A 16,452-nucleotide genomic window follows, 5' to 3' on the forward strand; every position below is an offset into this window, starting at 1 on the left:
CTCAGGAGGACGGCTGCGCCGCGGCGGAGGGGCCACGGGCTTTGTCAACTACACTTATCTGGCCCACCTAGTGCCCCAGGGAGAGAGCCGCTGGCAGGTCTCCGAGCCTCTGCCGCTGGCGACCCTGGCAGAGCAGGATCTGCAGGAGCTGGTGGCGGAGTTGGAAGATAGTTTTCGTCGCCAATTCACTGCCCGCCAGGTGGATCCCCAGCAGGAGCGGGCCATCCTCGTGGGACTGCAGGAGCCGGGACAGAGCAGCGAAGACCTCATAGACAGGCTGGCCGAGCTGGGCCGCCTGGTGGAGAGTGCCGGCGGACAGGTGCTGCAAGCCCTCTGGCAGAGGCGGGAAGGCCCCAATTCGGCCACGGTAATCGGATCCGGTAAGGTGCAGGAGCTGGCCCTGCTGGTGCAGGATCTGGGAGCTAACCTGGTGGTGTTCGACCGCGAGCTCACCCCCAGCCAGGTGTGCACCCTGGAACAGGCAGTAGGGGTGCGGGTGGTGGATCGCAGCGAGGTGATCCTGGATATCTTTGCCCAGCGGGCCAGAACCCGGGCCGGGAAATTGCAGGTGGAGCTGGCGCAACTGCAATATCTGCTGCCGCGCCTGGCCGGCCGAGGGCGCACCATGTCGCGGTTGGGGGGTGGGATCGGCACCCGCGGCCCCGGGGAAACCCAACTGGAAATGGAGCGGCGGGCCATTCAGCGGCGCATCGCCAAGCTGCGGCAAGAAGTGGAAGAGCTGCGCCGCCACCGGCAACGGCTGCGCCAGCGACGGGAGGGATCCCAAATTCCCGTGGTGGCCCTGGTGGGCTACACCAACGCCGGCAAGTCCACCCTTCTCAACGCCCTCACCCAGGCCCAGGTCTATGTGGCCGATCAACTCTTTGCCACCTTGGATCCCACCACGCGGCGGCTGGAGCTGCCCGGCCAGCAGGCAGTGCTGTTGACCGACACGGTGGGATTCTTAACCGAGCTGCCTGAGCAATTGGTAGAGGCCTTCCAGGCCACGCTGGAGGAGGTGACGGAGGCGGATGCCCTGCTGCACGTGGTGGATCTCTCCCACCCCAACTGGGAAGGGCACATCGAGGCGGTGGAAAAATTGCTGGACGAGATGCCCCTGGCCACCGGCCCGCGACAACTGGTGTTTAACAAAATTGACCGCCTCGATCCCGAATGGGTCGAGGACGTGCGCCTGCTCTACCCCAAGGCCCTGTTTGTGTCCGCCGCCAACGGCCAAAACTTGGATCAACTGCGCCACACCCTGGCCCAGTTTGCCGCAGCTTTTGCTCCCAGACCCTGCGGGGGTCGGCAGTTTGGGGATCCCTGAAGCATTTCATCAGAAAATCAAAACTTGGCGGCTCCTCAACATTTAGTTACATCACGGTTACGATGAGTGCAGAGGGCAGTTAGGTAAAGTTGCCATTTGGCAGAGGGGGAAAACATGGCCGTTACGGCAGTTGCACCGCGTTCAGGCCATCTTACGCTGCAGACGCTGCTCATTGGAGCCGATACCCTTGCCATCCGCTCCCAGGACTGGGATCGGGATCGGTTTGATATCGAGTTCGCCCTGGAAAACGGCACCACCTACAACTCCTTTTTAATTCGCGGGGAGAAGGTGGCCCTCATCGACACCTCCCACGAGAAGTTTCGCCAGTTGTACCTGGATCTGCTGCGAGGCCTCCTGGATCCCGCCACCCTCGACTACCTGGTGGTCAGCCACACCGAGCCGGATCACAGCGGCCTAGTCGGGGATCTGCTGGAGCTGGCGCCCCAAATGACGGTAGTGGCCTCCAAAGTGGCCGTGCAATTTTTGGAAAACCTGGTGCATCGCCCCTTCCGGCACCTGGTGGTCAAGCAGGGGGATCGCCTGGATCTGGGCAAGGGACATGTTCTGGAGTTCATCTCTGCTCCCAACCTGCACTGGCCCGACACCATCCTCACCTACGACCACGGCACGCAGATCCTCTACACCTGCGACGTCTTTGGGATGCACTACTGCGATGACTTTGCCTGGGACGAGCATCCCCACCTGCTACAGGCCGACTTCAAGCTCTACTACGACTGCCTCATGGGGCCCAACGCCCGCTCGGTACTCTCGGCCCTGAAGCGCATGGAGTCCCTGCCCCCCATCGCCGCCATTGCTACCGGCCACGGCCCCCTGCTGCGCCACCACCTGTCTGATTGGGTGGAGCACTACCGCACTTGGAGCCTGGAGCAGGCCAAAGCCGAACGAATGGTGGCGGTGTTCTACCTATCGGGCTATGGCCAGGCGGAAGCATTGGCCCAAGCCATTGCCCGCGGCATCCAAAAAACCGGCGTTGCCGTAGAGCTGGCGGATCTGCGGCTGCTGGATGCCCACGAGGTGCGCGAGCTGATGAGCTTGGCCGCTGGTGTGGTGATAGGCATGCCGCCCCAAGCGGGGCCTGATGCGGCCTCCACCCAGGTGCTGCTGAAAACCCTCCTGGCTGCTGCCCACAGCAAACAAGGCTTTGGCCTGTTCGAGTCGGGGGGAGCAGATGACGAGTCGGTCTACCTCTGCCGCAACACGCTGCAGGAGATGGGCGCCAAAGAAGTGTTCCCTCCTATTCTCCTCAAGCAACCCCTAGACGAAACCCTGCTGCAATTGGCGGAGGAAGCCGGCACCGACCTGGGGCAGTGGCTAACGCGGGATCGCACCATTCAGCAGATGAAAGCCCTGGATGCCGACTTGGATCGCGCCCTAGGCCGCATCAGCAATGGCCTTTACATCCTCACCGCCCGCAAAGGGCAGGCCACCAGCGCCATGCTCGCCTCCTGGGTGGCCCAGGCCAGCAGCGATCCGCCGGGGATCAGCGTTGCCGTGGCCAAAGACCGGGCCATCGAGTCCTTCCTGCAGGTGGGCGATACCTTTGTCCTCAACGTGTTGCAGGAAGGCCATCACCAGTCCCTAATGCGCCACTTCCTGAAGCGCTTCCCGCCGGGAGCCGACCGCTTTGCCGGCATCAAGACCTACCCCGCCGCCAACGGATCCCCCATCTTGGCCGATGCCTTGGCCTACCTGGAGTGCCGCGTGGCCAGCCGCCTAGAAACCAGCGACCACTGGGTGGTCTACAGCACCCTAGAAGCCGGGCGGGTCTCCAACCTGGAGGGCCTCACCGCCGTCCACCACCGCAAGGTGGGGAATCATTACTGATCCCTCACCCCCAGGGAGAGGAGAGGTTCAGCAGGGCTTGAAATAGCCGTCCTGCTAACGCGAAAACCTCCCCGCCTATTTCAATAGGACAGTTGGTAGACCAGCCCGTTGACATGGAGGAAAAAAGGGCTACCCTCTCCCAGAGGGATCCCGGCTGGCCGCAGTGGAAAAGGCAGCCCCTCTGGGCTCTGTTCCGCTTTCTGAGCGAGGCGGTAGAAGACCTCCCCAAACCCAGAAGAGGGAATCTCCGCGGCAGCATGCTGCTGTTGCCAGCGCTGGTAGGGGCTGAGTCGAGCTTCCCTCTGGTCGATGTTCGACGGCACAGGGAGAGAGGGCGATATAGCCGGCTGTCCGGCGGGCAAAAGAGCCGCTACCTCCGCTTGGGCCCATCCTCCCCTTGCCAAGGCCATAGCCAAAAGCCAGCCGCTTCCCCAAACCCAAATGAACTGCTGCATGACCGGATCCCTCGCTCTGCCTCGACTAGCCGCTTCTCGGGCTTTTTTGTCCGGCACTGAGAAGATAGCTCCCATCTTCTCGAAGCCAGACCGAGGGAAGCATGACGGAGATCCTGCCAAGCCTGTGATCTGGATCAGAACCATTTAGATCATCAGATCAACGGAGCTCCCCTCTATCCGCTAACTGATTTGCCAGTAGGGCTTGGGCTGCTGGCTCCCACATAGGCCTGCCAAGCCAAATCCAGCAGGCCATCCAAGACCGCCGCCGCCACTGCAGGGCCGCCCTTCCGTCCCTCAGTGCGGATGTGGGGCACCATGGAATCGGCCAGCTCCTGCTTGGCTTTCACCACATCCACAAACCCAGCCGGCGTCGCGATGACCAGGGCAGGGGATACCTCTTTCTCGGCGATCAACTGCACCAGGGTGGAAAGAGCCGTCTGGGATTGGCCAATGACAAAGATTGCCTCAGGGTAGCGCTGAGCTAGGGTTTGCAGGCCCCAGGCAGAGCGGGTCTTGTCCCTCTGGGGGCGGGTGACAGCTTCGCTGCCGCAGTAGATGGGGTTGGAGAAGGTGTTCTGCACGGCCCGCGCGATGCCTACCTGCACCATCGGCTCGTCCACCACAATGGTGGTGCGCGCCGCCAAAGCCGCCGCCCCAGCCTGCAGGGCTTCGTTGCCAAAACGGATGAGGTGAAGATACTCGAAATCTGCAGTAGCGTAAATAACTCGACGAACCACCTCATACTCGGCGGGGGAAAGCTCGTGCTTGCCCACCTCCTGGTCGATGATCATCAGGCTTTCCGCATCGGTAACATGCCACTCCATCGCCTCTAAACCTCGCCTGCCAGCCACCCTCAATGGCAGCATTCTAGCTGTAGAGGCCCCACTTGGCGGCAAAACCCGAAGCTAGCCCGGCGGCCAGCCCATCGCCCGACCGCCCAGAACGTGGATGTGCAGGTGAAAGACGGTTTGACCCCCGTCTTCTCCTTGGTTGATGACCAAGCGATAACCTCTGCTTAGGCCAGCTTCAACAGCCACCCGCTGAGCCGTCAGCAGCAGGTGCCCTAGCAACGCTTCGTGTTCGGGCTTGGCCTGGGCAATGCCGGGGATAGGCTCCTTGGGCACCACCAAGATGTGGACAGGAGCCTGGGGAGCAATGTCTTTGAAGGCGATGGCTCGCTCGTCTTCGTAGACAATCTGGGCCGGGATCTCCCTGCGGATGATCTTGCTGAAAACGGTGTCGCTCATGGGTAGTTACGAAACAATCCTGCCCTTAGCCTACCCGGTTTAGGGATCTCATTGGTTGAGCAGCCACTCAAACTCCTGCTGTAGGGATTGAATGGGCCCCACCCGCGAGATCAGCAGGACATCTTCTCCGGCATCCTGAAAGCGAGACCGCCACAAACTGACCAAGTCGGGATTGTTGCACCAGAAGCGAATAACCGCTTCGATTAGCTGATCCAAATCCCAGCCCCGCCGCGCCGGCACCTCCTCCAAGGATCCCAGCAGCGCATCCAGGGTGCAAGGGCGGGTGCCCAGGTACTCTACCCGACAAGGCCGCTTTGCCAGCTCCTGCTGCTGCCAGAAAAAATCGAGGGCAGGGGCAATGCCGATGATTTCAAAAGTATAAACCATTGGATCTGGTCCTAGTTTTCTTGCCAAAATAGAGACCTTGCAAAAAGAGGTTCAGAAACTCCTCGACCGATTCAAGTTGGGATCCCTTCCCAACCCTCTTCGGCCTGAACCTGAAGGTTAGTGGATGGTAGGCACTGATTATACTCAACTTGAGCCAATTGCCAAGGTAAAGAGCAGGTGGACACAGCTCTTTTGCCGCTGGCCACTACCTGGGAATCGGCTGCTGCGGCAAACAATCTTGTGCAGATAAGGCCGAAAACTGCTAGCAAACCAAAGCAAGGACTGCCAGCACTCCTCGAGATTTTTTGTGAGTTGACTCTGCCGACAAAACAGTTGACGCCCGCCTTTCCTGGAGGCGCCAGAGAGACGGTGGAAACAACGGCTTGGTGAAAGTCTCCGGCCTAGGCCCTTTCTTCTATCCAGGTCGGTATTGGGTTTTGCAGGTTTTGCGCGGCAGGAGAGCTGGGAGCGGGGAGATGAAACTCCAGGCGCGGCTGGCCTACCCCGTAGGTGAGGGTGTAGCTCCAGCTCAGGCAGCGCAACCACAGGCGGGGGTAGCGGGACTCCAGCCAGGGCTGCAGGCGCCGCACCAGCTTGGGAAACCAACTTCCCAGGAGGGCCGAGAGCAAAGCCAGTCCGGTGTAGCTGAAGTAGGTAGGTAGCCACTGGGCAAAGCCTTCCGCTCCTACTGCCTCCCAGATCCACAGCAGCAGCCGCGGGTTCTGCAGAGCCGCTTTGATAGCCATGCGGTTAAAGGCCAGCCAGCCAGCCCGGTCTTTGATAAAGTCGTCCACCACCTCAGGCGGCTCGGTGGCGAGAATACCGAAAAAGCTGTTGAGGATGGCGTTGATGCGCTCGGGCGGCAACACCTTGCCGGTGGGCACCATCATCCCCCGCGAAAACAGCCAAGTGACGGCGGAGTTGCCCTGGTAGGCGCGGATCTGGGCTAGGTCGGCGGCTTTGAGGAGATTATGGCGCAAGGCTGTGTCCAGCAAATCGCACAGGCGAGGGCAGTTGCGCACCAGGGATCCAAACCCCGTAAAGCTCAGGGGCGATTGCAGAGCTGCCGCATCCCCAATTAAAAGGAGGCGGTCGAAGGGCTTTTGGGGAGCTGGCTGCTGGCCAAAGCGTCCGGGGATGTAGCCAAAGGTGGCTTTTTTCCACTGCAGGCGCTCCGGGTCGCAGCGGCGGTATTCCGGCAGGATGGTGAAAAAGTCTTCGTACAGCTCCAAGAGGGAGCCCGGGTTTTCCGGATGCACCTGGTGGTAGTGGAACAGGTAGAAGGTGAGATCCTCCCCCGGCCCAGGGAACAGTTCCCAGATGAGCTGCCGACCGCGGCTGATGTCGCCGTGGCTGGCCAGGATGTCGCCAAATTGGGGATCCCAAACTCCTGGCTCAAACCCCCCTGCAATGGTGGCCCCTACCGTGGGGCAAACGCTGTCGAAGGCGCGGCGGCCGTAGAGCTGCTGGGCAATGGGGGAGGCCGTCCCCATGGCATCCACCAACAGGCGGGATCCCAGAGAGAACTCTTCTTGAGTGGTTAGGTCCTTAACCACCACCGTGACGCCTTGCTCCTCGATGTAGGCCCGCTGAAACTCGCTGCGCTCGTAGATGGCACCACCCCTGGATCTCAAGATTTGACCACAGAGCTGCAGGAGCTTTTCGGCATCAATGGCCAGGTTGAGCACCGTCGGCGTGTGCAGGACGGGGGCGCGCACGGGGCTGTTGCCATCAAAAAACTTGTTAAAACCATCCGTGTATTCCCTGAGGATGAGGCTCTCCATCTCCTCAGGGCTGAGGAGGCCAAACTCCACCAGCGTCTGCAGCTCCCGCCGCGAGATGTTCCACTCCCGGTTCATGCGGCCAAAGGGCAGCCGTTCCACCAGGGCCACGCGGTAACCTAAGCGGGCCATGGCCGCGCCGTAGATAGCCCCCAACGCCCCGCCCACGATCACCAAGTCCCACTCTTGGGGGGCGGGCTCTGGGGCAGGCTGGCGAAATAGCACGGGGGGCCGGCAAGCGTGAGGGGATTGGACTTCTTCCCGCCAGCGTTTCTCCCACCAGTAAACCCGCTGCAGGTCAAACTCCCCGTTGGGGATGCGGCGGAAATACTTCACCGTCTGCGGGTAAAAGGGCTCCAGTTGCTCAAAGATGGATCCCTGGCTGAGATCGACATCTGGCAACTGCGGGTAGCGGTGGGGAAATTGGCTTTGGATAGCCCTTTCCACTTCCTTTAGCCAGCGGCCCTGCTGGGGGAAAGGCCGCTCTGACCACTGAAAGATCTTGAGATAGGTGGTGTTCAGCCCCGACCAGAGGAAAACGGCCAGCTGCGCTCCGGATCCCTCTAGGCGTAGCCCAGTGGGGGTGAGTACCTTTTGGCTGCTCGCAGGCAGAGGCAGGTGCTCCTGCAGCCAGCTCAGCACTTGAGCGGTATCTGGGCAAGGGATCTCGCGGTAGTACAGGAGCTTGAGCACAGCGCCAAGACACAAAAAAAGCCGATCTTTACCCATTGTGACACGAGGGGATGCCGGAGGTGGGGTTATCTCGACCATCCATTCCCAGAGACGAAGGGGAAGAGGCGAACTAATGCCTCAGTGACGGGATCCGACTCCAAGGCCCAAACCCGAGCCTAGGGGGCTTCCCACTCGCTCCCCTCAAGCAGGAAAAATCGGGGATCCCCTCTAGGAAGCTGCAAAACACTGCTTCATCTCCTGCAGCACCTGAGCATCCTGGGAGGCGGTTCTAGCGCCTGCCTGGGCGGCCCAGCACTTAAGGCTTTCGATCTGGTCGCGGGCAATGGAGGCCAGGGGCACAGTTTCGCGGATGGCCTGCAGGATGTCTTCCTGGGTAAAGTCTCGCCGAGCGCCGCTGCCGCTGCCTCCAAAGGCGTTGTACATAGCGTCAACGATAGCCTGCTCGATCTCGGCGCCACTGAAGTTTTGGGCGGCTGCTGCCAGCTCATCTAGGTCAAACTCCCGCAGCCGGCTGGGGCGCAGCCGCTGGAGGTGCACTCGGAAGATCTCCTTGCGCTCGGCCTGGGTGGGCAGGTTGAGAAAGAAAATCTCGTCAAAGCGGCCCTTGCGCAGCAGCTCCGGCGGCAAGAGGGGCACGTTGTTGGCGGTGGCCACGATGAAAACGGGGCTGGTCTTCTCCTGCATCCAGGTAATCAGGCTGCCAAACACCCGACGGCTGGTGCCCGAGTCCCCGTCGGCGCTGCTGGTGATGTTGCCAAAAGCTTTGTCGATTTCGTCAATCCAGAGCACACAGGGGGCCATGGCCTCCGCCAGTTGGATCATCTGGCGCACGCGGCTTTCCGATTCGCCAACAATGCCGGCAAACAGCCGCCCAACGTCCAGCCGCAACAGCGGCAGCCGCCACTCGTTGGCGATGGTTTTGGCGGAGAGGGACTTGCCGGTACCCTGGATCCCCACCAGCAGCACGCCCTTGGGATTGGGCAGGCCGTAGCGCCGCGCCTCTTCGGTAAAGGCTTCCTGGCGCACCCGCACCCAAGCTTTGAGGTTGTCCAGCCCGCCCACGCTTTTCAGGGTCTCGCGGGCGGTGAAAAACTCCAGGATGCCGGTCTGGCGGATGGCCTGCTTTTTCTCCTCCAACACCAGGTCGATGTCGGCCTCGTTCACCTCCTGCTTGGCGGCCAGGGCGCGAGCCAAGACGCGGCGGATGCGCTCCCGGCTCAGCCCCTGACAGGCTTTGACCAGTTGCTCGCGGGCCAGGGGGGTGAGCTTGAGTTTTTCCGGGGCCACATAGAGCTGGATGAGGCGGCTGATCTCTTCGCTGTTGGGCAGGGGAATGTCGACGACGGTGATCTCCTCGGCCAGGTCGCTGGGCACTTCTAGAATGTGGCTGAGCAGGATCAGCGTCTTGCGGGTGCGCTTGAGCTCGCGGCTGAGGTTTTTCAGCTCCCGCAGGATAGGGGCGTTTTTGTCGCTGCTGGCGTTGCGCAGCACAAAGTGCAGATCCCGCAACACAAACAGGGTGTCTTCCTGAGGAGCCGAGCGCCACACCCGCCCCAGGGCGGCCATGATGGAGCCGCGATCTTCGCCGCTATCTTGCCAGCCCCGCACCACGTCCCAAAACAGCAGCCGCCGCGGCGGATCGGTTCTCTTGGCTACTTGCACGAGCACAGCATCCGCTGGCTCCTCTTCTGGAGAAACCAAGTAGATCAGGGGGTAGCGAGCCCGGATCATCAGATCCAGCTCCCGCACCAGTTCCCCTTGCACTTCGGTGGCGATCCCGCTCAGGATGGGATCCCCGCCGCTTTGCCGAGTGGGGTCAGTGAGATCTTTTACGGCTTCTGCCATCGGGAGTTAGGAGGGTTTTGAGAAGATTCTGTGTCTAACTTCAGGATAGAGCAGGGATCCGTTGCAGTTCGGCCAGCATGGCACGGGCGGTCTGGGTGGGATCCGCCGCCTCCATGAGAGCCCGCACCACGGCTACGCGGCTGGCGCCTGCCTGGCGCACCTCGGCCAGGTTGTGGAGGTCGATGCCGCCGATGGCAAACCAGGGCAAGTGGGCCTTCTCAGCGGCCAGGCGCACGTACTCCAGGCCGGCGGGGGGTTTTTCCGCTTTGGTGGGGGTGGCATAGACGGGGCCGACACCGATATAGTCCACGCCGCTATTGAGGGCTTGGGCCAGCTCTTCGGCATTGGTGGTCGACAGGCCAATCAGGCGCTGGGATCCCAGCAGGTGCCGCGCCTGGGCAACCGGCAGATCCGTCTGGCCCAGGTGCACCCCATCCGCTTGGCTGACCAAGGCCAAGTCCACCCGGTCGTTGACAATCATCAACGCCTGGTAGCGGTCGCACAGTTGCCGCAGCTGTTTGAGATCCCAGAGCATCTCCCTATCGGTGAGGTTCTTGCGGCGGTACTGCACCAGCGTCACCCCTCCCCGCAGCGCCTTTTCCACCACCTCCAGCCAGTGGGGCACCGGGCTGGTGACCAGGTAGAGATGGGCCGCCAACAGCCGTTGGCGCAGGGATCCCCCCAGCAGCTCGCTTTCTAGAACATAGAGCCGATAACGCATGTCTTTGGCCAGCTTGGCCAGGCCGGGTGCTACCCAATGACTGGACTCGGCCAACTTGCCGTATTCTTCCAAGACCCGCAGCGCTTCTTGCACACGGCTGCAATTGGCCTGCAGCAGGTGGCCGAGATCCCGCCGTTGCTCCTCTTGCGGATGGGAGATCTGGGTGCCCGGATCGGCAGGGGTGTCGCGGGCCAACCGCAGCGGGTCGCTGTGCCAGCGGGCCAGGGCTTGGCGCATGGCCTTGCATTCGCTGGCCAGCTCGCCGTTTTCTAGGCCAAAGCGAAACCACTCCTCTAGCACCCGTAATCCCTCACGAGCTCGGTCGAGGTTGGCATCCAGGATACGGGCGACGGCCTGCGGTTTCATGTCCCCTGCGCGTGGGAGTTTTAATCTTTTTTTTACTGTAAGTTGAAACGGTTTCTCTGGCACCTGTCCTAGCCTTTGTCCGAAAAGGAGGCAGGCTGTTGCCAAAGGGCGTTGAGGAAAGCTTGCTGTGGCGTGTGTCCCCAGGCAAACTCACGGGGGCCGATCCCTTCCGGCAGGTAGGCCCAAGCATAGCACTCGCAGGCAGGAAAGTAGCGGATCTCCCACCAGGGCTGGCCGGCGGCCACATCCTTCACCGCCCGCCAAAAATACCCCCGCTGACGGGTAAGACGGGTCTCGACGAAGTAAGGGCCTTCCAGGCGCAAAGCTTCCACCGCTGCAATAAACTCGGCTCGTTGTCGCTCATTTCGGATCATTACCCTGGCTTCCCCTCGCAGGTTGGCTCTATTTTAAGAAGAGATTTTTGGTAAGCTACAGGGTTCTGCTCGTTTAGCTCGAATGGAGGCGGCAACACCCCAGAGTTGAACTCCCATCCTCTACCCAATGAATCCACAGAATTTGTCGCGGGTGCTGTGCCTGAGCAATGGCCACGGGGAAGATGAGGTGGGCAGTCGCATCGCCCTGGCCCTGACCGGCCTGGGGATCTCGGTGCAAGCCCTGCCGATTGTGGGGGAAGGCACCGCCTATTGCCGCCGCGGCATCCCGCTGCTGCCCCTGACCCAGGTGATGCCTTCAGGGGGATTTATCTATCAAGATTGGCGGCAGTTGTGGCGGGATCTGCGCGCTGGCTTGCTGGGCCTGACGGGGCGGCAACTGGCTTTGGTTCGCCGGGCGGCGGCTCAGGTCGAGCTGGTGCTGGCGGTGGGGGACATTGTGCCTTTGTTAATGGCCTGGTGGAGCGGCAGCCCCTACGTCTTCGTGGGCACAGCCAAGTCGGACTATTATTGGCGGGACGAACAAGGGCCCTACCGACGCGCTTGGCTGGGACAGCCGGTTTCCGATTACCTGCCCTGGGAGCGCTGGCTCATGGCCCGCAGGCGCTGTCGCGGCTCCTTCTTGCGAGATGAGCTGACGGCCACCGCTCTGCAAAAACGGGGCCTCCGGGCTTTCTACCTGGGCAACCCGATGATGGATGACCTGGAGCCGCGGGGAGAATTGCCTTTGGATCCCGACCGGCCCGCGGTGCTGCTGCTGCCGGGATCCCGCCCGCCGGAAGCCTACCGCAACTGGGCCTTGATGATGCAGGTGGTAGAGCAACTGCCGCCGGAAATCCAAGTTTACGCCGCCCTCAGCCCTAACCTGGAGCGGAACCCCCTTCAAGAGCGGATCCCTGCTCGACGCCGCGACCTGCTCCTGGTGTGGGGAGATTTTGGCACCTGTGCTCACCGGGCAACAGCGGTGCTGGCCATGGCGGGGACGGCCACGGAACAATGCGTGGGCCTAGGGAAGCCGGTGGTCACCCTGCCGGGGGAGGGGCCGCAATTTACCCCCCGCTTTGCCGAAGCTCAAACCCGTCTCCTGGGATCCGCAGTCCACCTCACTTCACCCCAGCAGGCCCCTGCCGTGCTCTGCCGGATTCTGAGCCGCCTGGCCAGCGATCCCGCTTACGCCGACCAACTGCGAGCCCACGGGCAGCGGCGTATGGGATCCCCTGGCGCTGCTCAGCGCATTGCCGCCCAGATTAAAGCCTGGCTCCCCAACCCCGCTGGCTAAGTCCGCCCCACCCTCTCCATCAAGTCGTCCAGCTCTGCGTAGTCCGGCAGCGCCGTGTCGATGGGCTGACCTTGGCGCAGCACCACCCGGTCGTGCTGGGGTCGGGAAAGCAGCTCGTCAAACCCCCGCCCCTTGAACAGCACCAAGTCTGCCGGCAGGCCCACCCCAATCGCCCCGGCCTCTACCAAGCCCATCATGCGGGCCGGGGTGGCAGTGATGGCCTGCGGCCAATCCCCATAGGGGGTGTCCAGGTGCAGGATGCGGGTGGACTCCCGAAACACTTCTAGGCCATCGTGATCTCCAAAGCCGTAGAAGGGATCCCGGCAGTTGTCGCTGGCGATCATCACCGGCACGCCCAAGGCTTTGAGCTCGTGCAGCAGCGTCACCCCCCGCCAGCGGGGCGTGTGGCCGGGGCGGCGGTCTTGCAAATAGAGATTGCACAGGGGCAGGCTGACCACGGCGATCCCCGCCTCCTTCACCAGGGCCATGGTCTGGTGGGCCACCTGCGGCGGCTGCACCGCCAAACTGCAGCAGTGGCCGCACACCACCTGGCCTGCAAACCCATGGCGCAGGGCTGCCGCTGCCACATGCCGCAACGTCAGGGATTCAGGGTCGTCTGTCTCATCGGTATGAAAATCCAGATCCAGCCCCCGCTCCTGGGCCAGGGCAAACACCCGCTCCAACTGCTTATCCAGCTCCGGCCCCATCGCCGCCACTCCGCCCAGGATCCCGCCCAGCTCCGCCACCTTGTCCGCCAGCTTCTCCCCTGCCGGTGTGAGAAAAACATCCAAGTAGGTCAGCGTCACCGCCTGCAGCTCTAGCCTGCCCGCCCACTCTCGGCGCAACTGGGCAAAGACTTCCCAGCTCACCTCGGCTTGAGGGCCCTCGCAAACCAGGTGGGTGCGCACCGCCTGGGATCCATGGGCGTAGCTGCAGCGCAGGCCAAAGTTGCAGCGGCGGTAGACATCCTGCCAAAGTTTTTCTCGCCTGCCGGCGTAGGCCCGCTCCATCTTGGCCCAGTCTTCCTGCTCGGCCCGGGTGGCCCCGGCAAAGGTGCCGTCGGGGTTGGGGCTGCGCGGCCACACGTGCCCTTTGTCCAGGTGGGTGTGGATATCGACAAAACAGGGCCACACCTGGCCCCGCCTTAGATCTACACTCGGGATTCCCTGGGGCGGGATCCCTGTGGCCGCTCGGATATGGCCAATTCGCCCTTCCCTAATCTCCAGATCCAGCAGCACCAAGCCCTCTCGGTTGGGAACCGCCGCTGGCACCACATCCTTCAGCACCGAGATGGGAACTTGGGCATTCAGCAGCCAGTAGCGGGCAGCGCCAGGGATCTGCACAGTGGTACAGCAATTAGGCAAACTGGCCCACCACCTGCATGGCAAAGCTCAGCAAAATAAAGGCCAACCAGGGGGAGAAGTCCAGGCCGCCGATGGGGGGGATGAGGCCGCGGAAGAGGTTGAGATAGGGATCCGTGAGCTGGCTGAGCACCGACAGAATGGGGTTAGACCAGTTCAGTTGCGGGAACCAGCTCAGCAAAATCCGCACAATCAACAGCGCGTTGTAAATGACGATGAACTGGTAAAGGGAGCGAAACAGCAAAGACGCGGCACTGCCGTAGACCAGCCCCAGAGAGAGGCCGTCTGTCCAAGGGAGAGGGAGCAACAAAGGGCTGAGCATCATGGTTAGAAACAGCGAGGGAACAACTCTTCAACAACTTAAGCGCTGTCGGCAGAGGCAGACCTGATCCAGGAGAGCAACTCAGCCGAGAGGCGAGAACGCTGGCACTCCCCAGAGGAGAAAGCCAGTGCCGCCTCTAGTTTGGCATGGACAGGGGTCCCCTGCTTAAGGCTTTTCCTCGACAGCGCTAGAAGATATCTCCTTGACGAGCAGTTGTGCGCGGGTGGCCTGGATCGCCTCGTTCAACTCGGCAATCTTGGCTTCGAGGGTGCGGCGGGCCTGGGCAATCCGCTCTGTTTCCTGTTCCCACTCCCTCCAGTCGCCGGAGCTGGGCACAGCCGGCTCACCCGAGGCTCGGAGGCGCGGTCGTTCAGGAGGGACAGAGGTGCCGTTGAGACGGTCGGGATCCCGGCGCTGGCCTTCGGCGGATCCCTTGCTTAGTCGGGGGGCCAGCACAAAGGCGATCACCCCGCCGATGATCCCGCCCAACACAGCGCCGGCTACCACACCGGCAATGAAGTCGCCTTTCTGATCTGCCACGCTTTTGTCCAGCTCACCAAACTTAAGCTATCTTTTTCCGTTTTACCTTTCCTGTCCCACTCCCGCCAGCCAATTCGGCCAGGGCTGGGGAAGTCGCCAGGGGCTGAGCCGCTCCAGGTGGGCCTGCACCTGTTCCCTCAACTCGGCCAAAGTATGTTGCAGATCGCTGGTTGAGGGCAGGGATCCCAGTGCCGCCTGCCAGAGGTGAGTTGGAGACAAGTCGGGGCTGATCACATGCCACAGCCGCTGCAGCTCCTCAAAGTGAAGGCGGTCATCTTCCGTGAGAGAAAGCACCAACTGGCGGCGCAGTTCACGGGCCTCCTCCGACATCAGGTAGCGCAAACCCATGCGGGCGGTGGGTACCCAATCCAGCCCCCCATCGCTGCGGGCAATTTGGATCAGGTTCTCCAAGCGGTTCCAGCGGAACTTGCCATCTTTAATTAGCACTTGCAGCAGCCGCTGGCGAATGCGGGGCGATTCGTCCGTCAGCAGGCGCTTGGCCACATAGGGATAGGCCACGCCGACAATGCGAAACTGCGGATAGAGGCTGAGGGCCACCCCCTCTTGGGTAACCAAAGAGCGGATGACCAACGCAAAGTGGGAGGGCACCTGAAAGGGGTAGCGGTACATCAAATCGGAGAACTGGTCGGTGGCGGTTTTGAAGTTAAAGTTGCCCACCTCCTGGTTCAACACATCCGCCAACACCGTCTCCAAAGCAGGGATCAGCTCTTGACGGTTGACATCCGGCTGTAAAAAGCCCAAGTGAATAAAATCGTCGAACAAGGCGTCGTAGTCGCGATCCACCAGGTGAACCAGCGCGTCCACCAGGTACTCCTTCATTTCTTCGGTGAGCTGATCCATCATGCCAAAGTCGATGTAGGCCAGGCGGCCATCGGGGAGGGCAAACAGGTTGCCCGGATGGGGATCGGCGTGGAAAAAGCCGTATTCCAGCAACTGCTTCAGTCCGGCCACCACGCCGATGCGCACCAGTTGTTTCACCTCCAAGTTGGCCGCCCGAATGCGCTCCACATCGGTGAGCTTGATGCCGTCAATCCACTCCAGGGTCAACACCCGGCGGGTGCTGTAGGCCCAAAAGATGCGCGGCACATACACATCGGGATCGCCGCGAAAGTATTCGGCAAAGCGCTCGCAGTTCCGTCCCTCCTGCAGGTAGTCGATCTCCTCAAACAGCTTGCGACCAAACTCATCCACCACCGCCGTCAAGGTGTTGCCCAGGTTCAGGGGCAGCCAAGGCCCCAGCCAGGTGGAGGCCCAGCGGATGAGGTACAGATCCAGGCTCAGCCGCTCCCGCAGGTGGGGCCGTTGCACCTTCACCGCCACCCATTCGCCACTGTGCAGTTGCGCTTTGTAAACTTGGCCCAAGCTGGCGGCAGCCACCGGCTCGGGCGAGATCTGGGCGTAGATCTCGGTGATCGGACGGCCCAACTCTGACTCAATGCGGGCAAACGCCTCCTGGGAAGGAAAGCTGGGCAATTGATCCTGCAGCTTGGTGAGCTCTTCCAAGTAGTCTTTGCGCACCAAGTCCGGTCGCGTCGAGAGGGCCTGCCCCACCTTGATGAAGGTAGGCCCTAGGTCAGTGAGCAGCTTGCGCAACTGCTCTGCCCGCTGGGGCACTTTGCGATCGCCCTGTCCCCAAAGCTGATCCCAGCGTAGACAGAGAACAAACCAGAGGAGGGGCCAGAGAATGGCCAGCGCCCGACCCATCACCCGGAGCAGGCGCCAGCGGTAGTAACGAGTGATGAATTGCGGATCGTAAACTTCTAGGTCGGCAATGGAGGAAATCCTGTTAACCACGCTCAAGGGATCTCACAATCTGTTTTTAAAGCTCTTAATATCTATCGTAATCTATCGTAATGGCAAAAGCCTCTTG

General features: G+C 61.7%; 15 protein-coding genes. 3 read left to right on the forward strand and 12 right to left on the reverse strand.

Annotated elements, in window-relative coordinates:
- On the forward strand, window positions 1-1,327 hold a 1,327-nt coding region (gene hflX, locus SYN60AY4M2_RS00420), incomplete at its 5' end, for a GTPase HflX (protein ID WP_099812066.1).
- A 114-nt stretch (window positions 1,328-1,441) separates the two neighbouring features.
- Window positions 1,442-3,172: a diflavin flavoprotein gene (locus SYN60AY4M2_RS00425; protein WP_099812067.1), complete on the forward strand. Its 1,731-nt coding sequence runs from the start codon at window positions 1,442-1,444 to the stop codon at window positions 3,170-3,172.
- Between the two features lie 80 nt (window positions 3,173-3,252).
- Here SYN60AY4M2_RS00425 and SYN60AY4M2_RS00430 read toward each other — a convergent pair whose 3' ends face one another.
- The 8 genes from SYN60AY4M2_RS00430 to SYN60AY4M2_RS00465 form a co-directional block, all read right to left on the reverse strand.
- Window positions 3,253-3,627, reverse strand: a complete 375-nt coding sequence (locus tag SYN60AY4M2_RS00430; RefSeq protein ID WP_041438360.1) for a hypothetical protein — start codon at window positions 3,625-3,627, stop codon at window positions 3,253-3,255.
- 173 nt (window positions 3,628-3,800) lie between these two features.
- Window positions 3,801-4,451, reverse strand: a complete 651-nt coding sequence (locus SYN60AY4M2_RS00435; protein WP_011430416.1) for a precorrin-8X methylmutase — start codon at window positions 4,449-4,451, stop codon at window positions 3,801-3,803.
- 81 nt (window positions 4,452-4,532) lie between these two features.
- Window positions 4,533-4,874 carry a histidine triad nucleotide-binding protein gene (locus tag SYN60AY4M2_RS00440; protein ID WP_011430415.1) on the reverse strand — a complete coding sequence of 114 codons (342 nt, stop codon included), beginning with the start codon at window positions 4,872-4,874 and terminating at the stop codon, window positions 4,533-4,535.
- 48 nt (window positions 4,875-4,922) lie between these two features.
- Entirely contained in the window at window positions 4,923-5,261 is a 339-nt protein-coding gene (locus tag SYN60AY4M2_RS00445) for a hypothetical protein (protein ID WP_011430414.1), read from the reverse strand.
- A 401-nt stretch (window positions 5,262-5,662) separates the two neighbouring features.
- Window positions 5,663-7,771, reverse strand: a complete 2,109-nt coding sequence (locus tag SYN60AY4M2_RS00450) for a flavin-dependent dehydrogenase (RefSeq protein ID WP_099812068.1) — start codon at window positions 7,769-7,771, stop codon at window positions 5,663-5,665.
- Between the two features lie 171 nt (window positions 7,772-7,942).
- Window positions 7,943-9,466, reverse strand: coding sequence for an AAA family ATPase (locus SYN60AY4M2_RS00455; protein WP_240527872.1), 1,524 nt, complete (start codon window positions 9,464-9,466; stop codon window positions 7,943-7,945).
- 154 nt (window positions 9,467-9,620) lie between these two features.
- Entirely contained in the window at window positions 9,621-10,667 is a 1,047-nt protein-coding gene (locus SYN60AY4M2_RS00460; protein WP_099812069.1) for a thiamine phosphate synthase, read from the reverse strand.
- A gap of 68 nt (window positions 10,668-10,735) precedes the next feature.
- Window positions 10,736-11,041, reverse strand: a complete 306-nt coding sequence (locus SYN60AY4M2_RS00465) for a hypothetical protein (protein WP_011430410.1) — start codon at window positions 11,039-11,041, stop codon at window positions 10,736-10,738.
- Window positions 11,042-11,168: 127 nt separating this feature from the next.
- Between SYN60AY4M2_RS00465 and SYN60AY4M2_RS00470 the strand changes: the two genes are divergently transcribed.
- Window positions 11,169-12,338, forward strand: a complete 1,170-nt coding sequence (locus tag SYN60AY4M2_RS00470; RefSeq protein ID WP_011430409.1) for a lipid-A-disaccharide synthase-related protein — start codon at window positions 11,169-11,171, stop codon at window positions 12,336-12,338.
- Here the strand turns inward: SYN60AY4M2_RS00470 and SYN60AY4M2_RS00475 are convergent.
- The 4 genes from SYN60AY4M2_RS00475 to SYN60AY4M2_RS00490 form a co-directional block, all read right to left on the reverse strand.
- Window positions 12,335-13,681: a cytosine deaminase gene (locus SYN60AY4M2_RS00475; protein WP_099812070.1), complete on the reverse strand. Its 1,347-nt coding sequence runs from the start codon at window positions 13,679-13,681 to the stop codon at window positions 12,335-12,337. The genes SYN60AY4M2_RS00470 and SYN60AY4M2_RS00475 overlap by 4 nt on opposite strands.
- A gap of 13 nt (window positions 13,682-13,694) precedes the next feature.
- Entirely contained in the window at window positions 13,695-14,024 is a 330-nt protein-coding gene (locus tag SYN60AY4M2_RS00480) for a YggT family protein (RefSeq protein WP_011430407.1), read from the reverse strand.
- A gap of 162 nt (window positions 14,025-14,186) precedes the next feature.
- Complete coding sequence (locus SYN60AY4M2_RS00485) at window positions 14,187-14,561, reverse strand: hypothetical protein (protein ID WP_011430406.1); 375 nt, start codon at window positions 14,559-14,561, stop codon at window positions 14,187-14,189.
- 42 nt (window positions 14,562-14,603) lie between these two features.
- Window positions 14,604-16,376 carry an AarF/ABC1/UbiB kinase family protein gene (locus SYN60AY4M2_RS00490; RefSeq protein ID WP_099813174.1) on the reverse strand — a complete coding sequence of 591 codons (1,773 nt, stop codon included), beginning with the start codon at window positions 16,374-16,376 and terminating at the stop codon, window positions 14,604-14,606.
- Between the last annotated feature and the right edge of the window lie 76 nt (window positions 16,377-16,452).

It is taken from the genome of Synechococcus sp. 60AY4M2, from assembly GCF_002760375.1.
Classification (GTDB): Bacteria; Cyanobacteriota; Cyanobacteriia; order Thermostichales; family Thermostichaceae; genus Thermostichus.

What these genes read in the sequence shown, in the direction of transcription:
- SYN60AY4M2_RS00425 (WP_099812067.1), top strand. Translation starts at nt 1,442, where the DNA reads ATGGCCGTTACGGCAGTTGCACCGCGTTCAGGCCATCTTACGCTGCAG.
- SYN60AY4M2_RS00430 (WP_041438360.1), bottom strand. Translation starts at nt 3,627, where the DNA reads ATGCAGCAGTTCATTTGGGTTTGGGGAAGCGGCTGGCTTTTGGCTATG.
- SYN60AY4M2_RS00435 (WP_011430416.1), bottom strand. Translation starts at nt 4,451, where the DNA reads ATGGAGTGGCATGTTACCGATGCGGAAAGCCTGATGATCATCGACCAG.
- SYN60AY4M2_RS00440 (WP_011430415.1), bottom strand. Translation starts at nt 4,874, where the DNA reads ATGAGCGACACCGTTTTCAGCAAGATCATCCGCAGGGAGATCCCGGCC.
- SYN60AY4M2_RS00445 (WP_011430414.1), bottom strand. Translation starts at nt 5,261, where the DNA reads ATGGTTTATACTTTTGAAATCATCGGCATTGCCCCTGCCCTCGATTTT.
- SYN60AY4M2_RS00450 (WP_099812068.1), bottom strand. Translation starts at nt 7,771, where the DNA reads ATGGGTAAAGATCGGCTTTTTTTGTGTCTTGGCGCTGTGCTCAAGCTC.
- SYN60AY4M2_RS00455 (WP_240527872.1), bottom strand. Translation starts at nt 9,466, where the DNA reads ATGATCCGGGCTCGCTACCCCCTGATCTACTTGGTTTCTCCAGAAGAG.
- SYN60AY4M2_RS00460 (WP_099812069.1), bottom strand. Translation starts at nt 10,667, where the DNA reads ATGAAACCGCAGGCCGTCGCCCGTATCCTGGATGCCAACCTCGACCGA.
- SYN60AY4M2_RS00465 (WP_011430410.1), bottom strand. Translation starts at nt 11,041, where the DNA reads ATGATCCGAAATGAGCGACAACGAGCCGAGTTTATTGCAGCGGTGGAA.
- SYN60AY4M2_RS00470 (WP_011430409.1), top strand. Translation starts at nt 11,169, where the DNA reads ATGAATCCACAGAATTTGTCGCGGGTGCTGTGCCTGAGCAATGGCCAC.
- SYN60AY4M2_RS00480 (WP_011430407.1), bottom strand. Translation starts at nt 14,024, where the DNA reads ATGATGCTCAGCCCTTTGTTGCTCCCTCTCCCTTGGACAGACGGCCTC.